At 73.4% G+C, this 11,958-nt stretch carries 8 protein-coding genes; 5 read left to right on the top strand and 3 right to left on the bottom strand.

Annotated elements, in window-relative coordinates; translation table 11 throughout:
- Positions 1-195 precede the first annotated feature (195 nt).
- Both IEZ17_RS17620 and IEZ17_RS17615 read left to right on the top strand, forming a co-directional pair.
- A complete protein-coding gene (locus tag IEZ17_RS17620; protein ID WP_189301162.1) occupies positions 196-2,748 on the top strand; it encodes a helicase C-terminal domain-containing protein in 2,553 nt (850 codons plus the stop codon).
- 406 nt (positions 2,749-3,154) lie between these two features.
- Positions 3,155-4,819, top strand: coding sequence for a DNA repair helicase XPB (locus IEZ17_RS17615; protein ID WP_189301160.1), 1,665 nt, complete (start codon positions 3,155-3,157; stop codon positions 4,817-4,819).
- A 131-nt stretch (positions 4,820-4,950) separates the two neighbouring features.
- On the opposite strand, the gene IEZ17_RS17610 is transcribed toward IEZ17_RS17615, so the two are convergent.
- Both IEZ17_RS17610 and IEZ17_RS17605 read right to left on the bottom strand, forming a co-directional pair.
- On the bottom strand, positions 4,951-6,270 hold the full coding sequence (locus tag IEZ17_RS17610; RefSeq protein ID WP_229852349.1) for a glycosyltransferase 87 family protein: 1,320 nt from the start codon (positions 6,268-6,270) through the stop codon (positions 4,951-4,953).
- A gap of 427 nt (positions 6,271-6,697) precedes the next feature.
- Positions 6,698-6,952 (bottom strand): hypothetical protein, encoded by a 255-nt coding sequence (locus IEZ17_RS17605; protein ID WP_189301158.1) that lies wholly within the window; start codon positions 6,950-6,952, stop codon positions 6,698-6,700.
- A 307-nt stretch (positions 6,953-7,259) separates the two neighbouring features.
- On the opposite strand from IEZ17_RS17605, the gene IEZ17_RS17600 reads away from it, so the two are divergent.
- The gene (locus tag IEZ17_RS17600) at positions 7,260-9,407 is read left to right on the top strand and encodes a HelD family protein (protein WP_229852348.1); all 2,148 of its coding nucleotides are present in this window, start codon (positions 7,260-7,262) and stop codon (positions 9,405-9,407) included.
- A 224-nt stretch (positions 9,408-9,631) separates the two neighbouring features.
- On the opposite strand, the gene IEZ17_RS17595 is transcribed toward IEZ17_RS17600, so the two are convergent.
- A complete protein-coding gene (locus tag IEZ17_RS17595; RefSeq protein ID WP_189301156.1) occupies positions 9,632-10,354 on the bottom strand; it encodes a copper homeostasis protein CutC in 723 nt (240 codons plus the stop codon).
- 363 nt (positions 10,355-10,717) lie between these two features.
- Here IEZ17_RS17595 and IEZ17_RS17590 point away from each other — a divergent pair, with 363 nt between their 5' ends.
- On the top strand, positions 10,718-11,218 hold the full coding sequence (locus tag IEZ17_RS17590) for a hypothetical protein (RefSeq protein WP_189301155.1): 501 nt from the start codon (positions 10,718-10,720) through the stop codon (positions 11,216-11,218).
- Positions 11,215-11,952 carry a hypothetical protein gene (locus IEZ17_RS43875; protein WP_189301153.1) on the top strand — a complete coding sequence of 246 codons (738 nt, stop codon included), beginning with the start codon at positions 11,215-11,217 and terminating at the stop codon, positions 11,950-11,952. Before IEZ17_RS17590 ends, IEZ17_RS43875 begins: the two co-directional genes overlap by 4 nt.
- Positions 11,953-11,958: the final 6 nt, after the last annotated feature.

The following is an 11,958-nucleotide window of genomic DNA, read 5'->3' as shown; positions in this document are numbered from 1 at the left end:
CCCGAGCCGGCACCGCGGCTCGCGCGCGAGGCGGCGCACCGGGACGGGCCGGGACGCGCCGGTCCGCCACCGGGTACGGAGGCGGACCGAGGGGCGCGGGACGGACCGGACGCGCCGGTGCCCCGGCCCCCGGCAACCGAGGCCGCAACCGCCGCGTGCTCCCCCACCTCCGCCCGCCCGGCTAACGTAAGACGAATGACCACCCCTACCCCGCGCACCCTCGCCGAGGAGCTCCGCAACCGCTCCGACAGCGGGCTCGCCGGTCTGCTGCGGTCCCGGCCCGACCTGCTGAACCCGGTGCCCGGCGACCTGACACAGCTGGCGACCCGGGCCGGGACGCGGGCCTCGGTGGTGCGGGCCGTGGAGCGGCTGGACACCTTCGCCCTCCAGGCCGCGGAGGCACTGGCGGTGGCGCCCGACCCGTGCCCGTACGGGGCGCTGGCGGCGCTGATGGCGGGCGACGCCGGGGACGCGGCGGTGGCCGCCGAGCTGCCGCGGGCGGTGGCGGCGCTGCGCGCGCAGGCGCTGGTGTGGGGTCCGGACGACCGGCTGCGGCTGGTGCGCACGGCGCGTGAGCTGCTGACGCCGAGCGCCGCGCACCCCTCGCCGACCGGTCTGGGGCCGAGCGTCGCGGAGGCCACGGCCGGGATGTCGCCGGGCCGGCTCCAGGAGATCATCGCCGCGGCCGGGCTGCCCGCCACCCACGACCCGGTCTCCGCGGTCGCCGCTCTCACCGCCCTCTTCGCCGACCGCGCCCGCATGGCCGCGCTGCTGGACACCGCGCCCGCCGAGTCCGTCGCCGTCCTGGACAAGCTGCTGTGGGGCCCGCCGTACGGGGCGGTCACCGACCGGCCGGCCGCACATCTGCAATGGCTGCTGGACCGCGGCCTGCTCCTCCCGGCGGGCGCCCGCAACGTCGTACTGCCCCGGGAGGCCGCGCTCCATCTGCGCGCCGGGCGCGCGCACCGCGTCCCCGAACCGGAACCGCCCACCCTCGCCCCGGCCACCGAACGCGATCCACAGCTTGTGGACAACGCGGCGGCGAGCCAGGCGTTCACGGCACTGGCGACCGTCGAGGAGCTGCTGAAGGAGTGGGACCTCGGCGGCCCGCCCGTACTGCGCGCCGGCGGCCTGAGCGTCCGCGACCTCAAGCGGACCGCCGTCGCCCTGGACACCACCGAGCAGCTCGCCGCCTTCTGGCTCGAACTCGCCTACGCGGCCGGGCTGATCGCCTCCGACGGCGAGGCCGACGAGCGCTACGCCGCCACCCCGGCCGCCGAGGACTGGCTCCAGCTGCCCGACCACGAGCGCTGGGCGGTACTGGTCACCGCCTGGCTGCCCGCGACCCGTACGCCGGGCGTGGTCGGCACCGCCGACGCGAAGGGCCGCGCGCTGGCCGCCCTCGGCCCGCACCTGGACCGCTCCCCGGCCCCGGAGGTCCGGCGCCGCGCGCTGACCCTGCTGGCCGCGCTCCCGCCCGGCGCCTCCGTACCGTCGGCGGCGATCCTCTCCCGGCTGCGCTGGGAACGTCCGCTGCGCGGCGCCGCGGCGGCACCGGGCGCCGGAGCACCCGCCGCCGCCCCGGAGGCCGCGACCGCCCCCGCGCCCGTCGAGGACCTGCGCTCCCGCCTCGCCCAATGGACGCTCACGGAGGCCGAGTTGCTGGGCGTCACCGGGCGCGGCGCACTGTCCGCCCACGGCCGCGCCCTGCTCGGCCCCGCCCCGGACACCGCCCCGGACGAGACACCGACGGCCGTCGAACCCCCCAGGGCGCCCGCCGCGGACCCCTCGCAGCAGGCCCGCGCCGCCCACGCCGCCGCCCTCCTCTCCCCCCTGCTCCCCGAACCCCTCGACCACGTCCTCCTCCAGGCCGACCTGACCGCCGTCGCCCCCGGCCCGCTGCGCCGCCCGCTCGCCGAGGCACTCGGGGCGCTCGCCGACATCGAGTCCAAGGGCGGCGCCACGGTGTACCGCTTCACCCCCGCCTCCGTACGCCGCGCCCTGGACGCCGGCCGCTCCGCCGCCGAACTCCAGGAATTCCTCACCACCCATTCCCGCACCCCCGTGCCGCAGCCGCTCGCGTACCTCATCGACGATGTGGCCCGCAAACACGGCCGGTTGCGGATCGGCGCGGCCACCGCCTACGTCCGCTGCGACGACGACGCGCTGCTCTCCGAGATCCTCGCCGACCGCCGCGCCGCCGCCCTGCGCCTGCGCCGCCTCGCCCCGACCGTGCTCGCCGCCCAGACCTCCCCCGATCAACTCCTCGACGGCCTGCGGGCGATGGGCTACGCCCCGGCCGCCGAGTCCGCCGCCGGCGACGTCCTGATCGCCCGCACCGACTCGTACCGGACCCCGCCCCGCACGGCCCCCGCCCCGGTTCCCGACGGCCCGCCGTCCCCCGACCGCACCCTCCTCGAAGCGGCGGTGCGCGCCATCCGCGCGGGCGACCTCGCCGCCACCGCCGAACGCAAACCGGCCCCCGCCGCCGCCCCGTCGGCCCCGGGCGCCCTGCCGCGCACCACCTCCGCCGAAACCCTCGCCACCATGCAGGCCGCGGTCCTCACCAGCTCCCCCGTCTGGATCGGCTACGTCAACGCCGACGGCGCCGCCAGCCAGCGCGTCATCGCCCCCGTACGCGTCGAGGGCGGCTTCGTCACCGCCTACGACCACACCTCCGACGAGGTCCGCACCTACGCCCTCCACCGCATCACCGGCGTCTCGGAACTGGCCGACGACTCGGCCTGAACACCGGGAGAACCACGGGTACGGAGGTCCGGGGAGCGGGGTCCCCCCTGATCTCCGCATCTCCTACCGGGAGCCGCGCCCACGAGGGAGCCTTTAGAGGGAGCCTGGAGAGGGGGCCTGGAGAAGGCACCCCGAGCAGGGAGGCCCTGAAAGATGAGTCTCTGAAGGGACGCCTGTACGGCTCCCGGTCGATTCCCGGTGATCCCCGGGGATCACCGGGGGATCCGGCCGCCCCCCCCCGGATCCCGAAGGTGCTCCTGCCGGACCGGCCCGCAGTGTCGGGGCGATGCGGCACACTGGACTTTTGGCCGCACCCCCGGCTCCCCCGGCTCCGCCGTCCCCGAAGCCGGCACCGGCGGCCGACCGCCGGCAAGCGACACACCCCGGAAAGCGAAAGGCGAGGCGCGTGAACGGACCTCTCATCGTCCAGAGCGACAAAACGCTCCTGCTGGAGGTGGACCACGAGCTGGCGGACGACTGCCGGCGGGCCATCGCGCCCTTCGCCGAGCTGGAGCGGGCTCCGGAGCACATCCACACGTACCGGGTGACGCCGCTCGGCCTGTGGAACGCGCGGGCGGCCGGGCACGACGCCGAGCAGGTCGTGGACGCGCTGGTGCAGTTCTCGCGGTATCCGGTGCCGCACGCGCTGCTCGTCGACGTCGCCGAGACGATGTCGCGCTACGGGCGGCTGACGCTCAGCAAGCACCCCGCGCACGGGCTGGTGCTGACCACCACCGACCGCCCCGTGCTGGAGGAGATCCTCCGGTCGAAGAAGGTGCAGCCGCTGGTCGGGGCGCGGATCGACCCGGACACGGTCGTGGTGCACCCGTCCGAGCGCGGGCAGATCAAGCAGACGCTGCTCAAGCTGGGCTGGCCGGCCGAGGACCTGGCCGGCTATGTGGACGGCGAGGCGCATCCGATCCGGCTGGAGGAGAACGGCTGGGCGCTGCGGCCGTATCAGCAGCAGGCCGTGGAGGGGTTCTGGCACGGCGGTTCGGGTGTCGTCGTCCTCCCCTGCGGTGCCGGGAAGACGCTGGTGGGCGCGGGCGCGATGGCGCAGGCCAAGGCCACCACGCTCATCCTCGTCACCAACACGGTCTCGGCCCGGCAGTGGAAGCACGAGCTGGTGAAGCGGACGTCGCTGACCGAGGACGAGATCGGCGAGTACAGCGGTACGAGGAAGGAGATCCGGCCGGTCACCATCGCCACGTACCAGGTGCTGACGACCAAGCGGAAGGGCGTCTACCCGCATCTGGAGCTGTTCGACTCCCGGGACTGGGGCCTGATCGTCTACGACGAGGTGCATCTGCTGCCCGCGCCGGTCTTCAAGTTCACCGCCGATCTCCAGGCCCGGCGCCGGCTCGGGCTGACCGCCACCCTGGTGCGGGAGGACGGCCGCGAGTCGGATGTCTTCTCGCTGATCGGCCCCAAGCGCTTCGACGCACCGTGGAAGGAGATCGAGGCGCAGGGCTACATCGCCCCGGCGGACTGCGTCGAGGTGCGGGTCAACCTGACCGACTCGGAACGGCTGGCGTACGCCACGGCCGAGACGGAGGAGAAGTACCGCTTCTGCGCGACCACGGACAGCAAGCAGCGGGTGACCGAGGCGCTGGTCCGCCGGCACCGCGGCGAGCAGACGCTGGTCATCGGGCAGTACATCGACCAGCTGGACGAGCTGGGCGAGCACCTCGACGCGCCGGTGATCAAGGGTGAGACCACCAACGCCCAGCGCGAGAAGCTCTTCAACGCCTTCCGGGAGGGGGAGATCTCGGTGCTGGTCGTCTCCAAGGTCGCCAACTTCTCCATCGACCTTCCGGAGGCCACCGTCGCGATCCAGGTGTCCGGCACCTTCGGCTCCCGCCAGGAGGAGGCCCAGCGCCTGGGCCGGGTGCTGCGCCCCAAGGCGGACGGCCACGAGGCCCGCTTCTACTCGGTCGTCGCCCGCGACACCATCGACCAGGACTTCGCCGCCCACCGCCAGCGCTTCCTGGCCGAACAGGGCTATGCGTACCGGATCGTGGACTCGGACGAGCTGCTGGCAGCGGACGAGGACGACCCGGCGCCGGCGTGACCCGGCCGCCCGGCCCGCGCCCCGTTCCTGACCGGGTGCGGGTGACCGGGTACCAGTGGCCGGGCGCCGCTCGACCGGGCGCCAGTGGCCGGGCGCCGGCGTGACGCGTCCGCCCGGCCCGCGGCCCGTTCCTAACCCGCCGCCCGGGACCGCGTACGGAGCCGCTGGTCCACGCGCGGCTGCGGTATCCCGCTCCGGCCGCGGCCGGCCCCGAGGATGCCGCTGCCGGGCCGGCCGGCGTCATCGGGCGCCCGCCGCGTCCACCAGGCCAGCGCCACCAGCAGCGCGAGGCCGATGAAGGGGTACGGCGCGGCGAGCAGCTGCTGCCACCAGGCGAAGTGCAGGGCGCGCTCGCCGCGGTGGTGGAGGGCCCACATCGAGCGGGCGGTGAAGGCGACGGCGACGGCGGCCGTCAGCGCCCGGCGCCAGGGCACGCGCCGGGTGTGCGCGGCCAGCGCGACCAGCAGCGGCACGCACCAGACCCAGTGGTGGGACCAGCTGATCGGCGAGACCAGCAGCGCCGTGACGGCCGTGGCCAGGACACCCCAGTTGTCCTGGCCGCGCAGTAGGGAGACCCGGCGGGCGGTCCAGAGTCCGAAGACGGCGGTGATCCCGGCCACCGCCATCCACCACATCCCCGGCTCGGTGGTGTGCAGCAGCCGGGCGACCAGGCCCTGGAGGGACTGGTTGTCGACGATCCACACCTTGCCGACCCGCTGCGTCTCGAACATCCGCCGCGTCCAGAACTCGATGCTGGCGCCGGGCAGCACCAGCGCGCCCAGCAGCACCGAGACCACGAACCCGGCGAGGGCGGTGAAGGCGGCCTTCACCCGGCCGGTGATCAGAAGGTAGACCGCGAAGATCGCGGGGGTGAGCTTTATGCCGGCCGCGATGCCGGTGGCGAAGCCCTTGAACCGGGCGCCGTCCGGGCGGGAGAGGTCCCACAGGACCAGGCAGGTCAGCGCGAGATTGACCTGCCCGAAGACGAAGGTCTGGAAGACCGGTTCGAGCCACAGGCCGAACGCGGTGGCGGCGAGGATGACAGGCGCGGTGTACGCGGCCTTGCGCAGGCCGGCGGCTTTGCAGGAGAGATGGATCAGCAGTGCCAGCAGGGCGGCGTTGACGAGGACGCAGGTGACTTTGAGGGTGGTGAGCGAGATCCAGGTGGTGGGGATGAAGAGCAGGGCCGCGAAGGGCGGGTACGTGGCCGGCAGGGCCCACTTGGTGACCGTGAAGCCGTAGAGATCACCGCCGGTGGCGGCGGCGTGGCCCTCGGCGCGGTAGACCACTATGTCGGACATCGGGAGCTGCACCGTCATGTACAGCGCCCACAGCCCGGCGAAGGACAGCACCAGCAGTGCCACTCCCAGCGCCAGTCGGCCGGGCCTGGCAATGCTCTGCGCCCAGGTGCGTCTCCACGTCCACGTCCCCGTCCCGTCGGCGGCAGACACCGTTGACCCCTCCTCGTCGCCCTGAGCGCGCGCTCTCTGCGGCGACGCTAGTGGATCGAGACCGACCGTCCGTAACGCTTTCCGGCCGACCGGATGTCCATGCCGACTCGGCTGCTTCTTCCACGTACTGGCGCGTAATGGCTGGTGTTCTCGTCGTTGGCTGGTGTTCTCGTCGTTCGTTGGCTGGTGTTCTCGTCGTTCGCTGATGTTCTCGTCGTCGGCCGGCGTGCTTGGCGTTGATTTCTTGACCGGCGCTGATCGCGTAGCGGGCGTGTGGCCCGCCGGTGTGCTCGTGGCCGGGGCTGTGCGGCCGGCCGGTGATCTCGCGGTTGGCCGTGCAACCTGCCGGTGATCTCGCCGTCGGTTTGGCTGCTGGTTGGTTTCGCTGCTTCTTGGTTTCGCCGCTTCTTGGTTTCGCGGCGGACGGTCAGCCCTCGGTGTACTCCCCCATCACCACGACGCTGAACGCCGCCGCCGCGAAGACCTTTACCGCACGGAGTGCATTGCCGACCAGATGACGGTGCTCATGGGCGTCGGCCGTGCCGCCGCTGGGGTCGGGGCCGAGGGCTGTGGCGCCCCTGACCGGGTGCCGTGAGACAGGACGGGCAGAGGAGACGGAGGGAATGGCGGAGACGGAGGGGAGTGAGGCGACAGAGGCTGAGGAAATCGTTGCGCTGCTCATGCCTCCATCATCGAATTCACGCGATTGCAGCACATCGGCCCGAGGGTCCATCTCCGCACGGCCCCGCCTCAGCCTATGGGTCCACACCGCCCCCTACGGGAGACCTACGGGACCAGGCGGTATCCCTCCCGGGTACGGCAAGCCGCCGCCGGCTCCGCGGGCCCGGAAAATCCGTTGGCACCCCTGATAGCTGCTGACTACAATCGCGCGTCTGCCTGCCTCCCGTCGGGGAGTGCCACCGACCGGACGGAAACCGGCCGGTCCTTCGCTTCACACCGATGCTGACCCGCCCACCGGAGGCAAGACCGTGCCCTCGCACGCCCACCCGTCGCCCAGCCACCACCCCTCACGGACGGCGCCCGACGCCGACGCCCTTGCCTCGGAACACCCGTCGCCCGGCCTCGACCCCCTCCAGCGCGAGCGCGCGCACCTCGCCGCTTCCCGTGCCGCCCTCCGCGCGATGCGCGAGGACGCCCAGGCCCTCAACATCGCCGACGTCACCGCGAACTGGGTCAACGCCAAGGTCCTCCAGGGCGAGATCGACGCCCGTATCAAGGCCCTCGCCGACCTCTCCCACACCCCGCTCTTCTTCGGCCGGCTCGACTACCTGAACGCCCCGGGCCTCGACCTCGCCGAGGGCGCCGCGGGAGAGAACTTCTACATCGGGCGCCGCCATGTCCACGACGCCGACGGCGACCCCATGGTCATCGACTGGCGTGCCCCCGTCTCCCAGCCGTTCTACCGGGCCTCCAAGAAGGACCCGATGGACCTCAAGCTGCGCCGCCGCTTCGGCTACACCGGCGGCGAGCTGACCGCCTACGAGGACGAGCACCTCACCGACCCGGCCGAGGCCGAGACCACCAGCGCCCTCCTCCAGGCGGAGATCGAGCGCCCGCGCGTCGGCCCCATGCGGGACATCGTCGCCACCATCCAGCCGGAGCAGGACGAGATCGTCCGGGCCGGTATCGGCGGCTCGGTCTGCGTCCAGGGGGCGCCCGGCACCGGCAAGACGGCCGTCGGCCTGCACCGTGTCGCCTATCTCCTCTACGCCCACCGGGAGCGGCTGGCCCGTTCCGGCACCCTGGTCATCGGCCCCAACCGCTCCTTCCTCCAGTACATCGAGCAGGTGCTGCCCGCCCTGGGCGAGCTGGAGGTCAAGCAGGCCACGGTGGACGACCTGGTCGGCCATGTGGAGGTGCGCGGGACGGACGAGGCAGCCGCGGCGACGGTGAAGGGCGACGCGCGGATGGCCGAGGTGCTGCGGCGGGCCGTCCGCTCGCACATCGCCCTGCCGCAGGAGCCGTGCGTGGTGGTCCGCGGCTCCCGCCGCTGGCGCGTACCGGCGTATGAACTCGAAGAGATCGTACGGGAGTTGATGGACCGCGACATCCGATACGGGGCGGCTCGCGACGCGCTTCCGCAGCGGATCGCGCACGCCGTCCTGGTCCGTATGGAGCAGGCGGGCGAGGCGCCCGACGACCGGGTGCAGGACGCGGTGGCCCGTAATGCCGCGGTGAAGGCGGTGGTCAAGGCGGTCTGGCCGCCGGTCGATCCGGCGAAGCTGGTCCTGCGGCTGCTGGGCGACGCCGACTTCCTCGCCGAGCAGGCGGACGGGATCCTCACCCCCGAGGAGCAGAAGACGATCCTGTGGACCAAGCCGGCGCGCAGCGTGAAGAGCGCCAAGTGGTCGTCCGCGGACACGGTGTTGATCGACGAGGCGATGGACCTGGTGACCCGTACGCACTCGCTCGGCCATGTGGTCCTGGACGAGGCACAGGACCTCTCCCCCATGCAGTACCGGGCGGTGGGCCGCCGGTGCACGACCGGCTCGGCGACGATCCTCGGCGATATCGCGCAGGGCACGACCCCGTGGGCGACCGACACCTGGCAGGAGGCGCTGGCCCACCTGGGCAAGCCCGGTTCGGCCGTCGAGGAGCTGACCCAGGGCTTCCGCGTACCGCGCGAGGTCATCGCGTACGCGTCCCGGCTGCTGCCCGCCATCGCCCCCGATCTGACGGAGGCGACCTCGATCCGCGAGTCGGCGGGCGACTTCGCGATCCGTGCGGTGCCGCCCGCGGACCTGGACTCCGCGGTCCTCGGGGCCTGCCGCGACGCGCTCGCGAAGGAGGGCTCGATCGGCCTGATCGCGGCGGACGCCCGGATTCCGGTGCTGCGTACGGCACTTGGGGAGGCCGGCATCAGCTGCCTCGCCCCCGGAGCGGAGACCTCCGCCGCCGCCCGGCTGACCCTGGTGCCCGCCACTCTGGCCAAGGGTCTGGAGTACGACTACGTGGTGCTGGACGAGCCGGCCGCGATCGTCGACGGCGAACCGGACGAACGGACCGGACTGCGCCGCCTGTACGTCTGCCTGACCCGGCCGGTCTCCGGCCTGACGGTCGTCCATGCGGCCGGCCTGCCACAGCAGTTGACGACGACCGCGGCGACGGACAACTGAGGACGGTCCCTCAGCCCTCCGAGGACTCCCTCTCCGAGGCCTCCCTCTCCGAAGGCCGCCCCTCCGCCGGCCGCCCCTCCGAGGACTTCCCCTCCGACGGCTGCCCGGCCCGCCGGGGCCCGGCCACCCTCGGAGGGCCCCGCCGCCCCCTCCAGCGGGCGTCGCACCACCCTGCCGAGGTCCCTCACCGACCGGGCTCGCCCCGGTCGGCCGGGGCCCTCGCCTCAAACCTGCTGCACCACCGGCAGATCCAGCGCCGCCCGCCACTCGCGTACGGCCGCCGCCTCCACCGGCGCCTCCCAGCCCCCGGGCCGGGCGGCGCCGCCGATGTGGAACGCGTTCAGCCCGGCCGCCCGCAGCTCCGGCAGATGCTCCAGCCGCAGCCCGCCGCCCACGAGGATCCGTGGTGCGTATCCCGGCTCGCCCGCCTCCGTACGCGCCTGCTCGGCCACCAGGGTCGCCAGCCCCTCGTCGACGCCCTGCGCCGATCCCGCCGTCAGATACGTATCGAGCCCGGCCGACTCGTCGCAGCCCGCCAGTGCCATGCGCAGCGCGTGCCGGTCGGCGGCCCGGTCGACGGCCCGGTGGAAGGTCCAGCGGCACCCATCGATCGCCCCGGCCAGCGCGCCCACGGCCGCGAGGTCCGGCCGCCCGTCCGGCGTCAGAAACCCGAGGACGAACTCCTCGGCTCCCTCCGCCCGCAGCGCCGCCGCCTCCGCGCACAGCGCGTCCACATCGCCCGCCGCGAACCCGTCGGCGGCCCGCAGCATCACCCGCAGCGGGATGTCGACGGCCGCGCGGATCGCCGCGAACGTGGCCCGCGGCGGCGTCAGCCCGTCCGCCGCCATGTCCGTGACCAGTTCAAGCCGGTCGGCACCGCCGGCCCGGGCGGCGATCGCGTCCTGCGGACCGAGCGCGATCACCTCCAGGAGCGCGCGCTGATTCATACGACCCAACCCTTCGACGACGACGTAACGAGCGACAACGTGACGAGACAGGAGACCGGAGCGCCACGCACCGCGCACCACGCCAAGCACTGCGACGAGCACTACGGCGACACACCGGCACACCGGCACGTCGGCACATGGACACAACAGGTCTAGTCCAATATCCAGCCTAAGCGCTCACCGGCCCCGCCGGGGCCACCCACCCCCAGGACACGGCCGAAATCCACCCGTATCCCACCGCTCCCACGATCCCGAAACCGCCCATTGGCATGAGTGTGAATCAGCCCGCACATGGGTAACACGCCTTTCCGGTAAGGGTGTTGCGATATCGCACCACCCATGACCCACACATCGGGGGATCTCATGTCGGACTTAGCGACCGTTTCCGCAGAAATAGCCCCGTATCTCGCCGTGGCGGCGAACAGCCTGGGCACGTCCGTCCTCACCGCCGCCCAGGACCGGATCGCCGAACGCACCGTGACCGCCGGCGAGGGCTTCTTCCGCCGCCTGCTGCACCGCCACGACGGCGCCGCCGACCTCGGCGACGCCACCGACCTCGGCAACGGCACCACCGAGCCCCTCCTCGACGTCCGCCGCGCGGACACCCTCGACGCGCTGCTCGCGACCCTCGACGACCACGACCGCCGACTGCTCGCCACCGCCGTCACCGCCTGGCTGCGGTCCCCCGCCGAGCAGCGCGAAGCCGAGGATTTCCGCCACCACGTCACCCGGCTCGCCTCCGCCACCGGCCCGCAGACCGTCCACTACACCCCCACCGCGACCGGCCAGGGCTCCATCGCCGCCGTCGAGATCCACGGCAACATCACCATGGGAGGCAGCCCCCGCCCACAGGACGACGCATGACCCCACCGAGCACCCCGCGGGACGGCGGCGACCTCCACCACAGCCCCACCGCCCACGGCGACCACTCCATAGCGGCCGGCACCATCCGGAACGTCTTCATCCGCTGGGCCGTGCACCCCAGCGCCCGCTGGCTGCCCCTGCTCCTGGCCTGCGCCGCCCTGGTCATCGCCGGCACCACCTGGCCGGACGGCCCCGCCCGCCAGTACGCCCTGTGGGGCATCCTCGCCGCCCTCTCCCTCACCACCGCCGCCGCCCGCGTCCTCATCCGGCGCCGCCGCGACGCCCGCGTCATCGCCGCCCTCTCCCTCGTGTCCGTCCTCGCCACCGTGGGCGGCTGGCTGGCATTCCGGAACGTCGTCCTCCACGGCGAGATCGACGTCACGGGAAGAGTGGCCTCCCAGGGCACGCAGCCCCTGGACGCCGCCACCCACCGGACCCTCACGCTCGGCCTCGACGCCCCCGCCCTGAAGGAACCCCGCAACGCCCTGCGGCTGACCCTGGCCATCGCCGACCACGACCCGGCCGGCCCCACCTGCCTCCCCGACTCGTCCGCCACCGTCTCCCTGACGACCTCCGGCGTCGCCGCCCAGCAGCAGACCGTCCGCCCCGGAGGCACCGCCGACTTCTCCCTGGGCGCGCAGGTCAGCACCGTACGGATCAACGTCACACTCAGCACCGCCCGCGGCTGCCGCATGGACATCCACCCCACGGAAGCGACGCTCTACGACAGGTAGACGCTC

The sequence above is a fragment of the Streptomyces albospinus genome, from assembly GCF_014648695.1.
Lineage (GTDB): Bacteria > Actinomycetota > Actinomycetes > Streptomycetales > Streptomycetaceae > Streptomyces > Streptomyces albospinus.
Note: the sequence above shows the minus strand (reverse complement) of the source record. Positions and strands in the feature narration are given on the sequence as shown.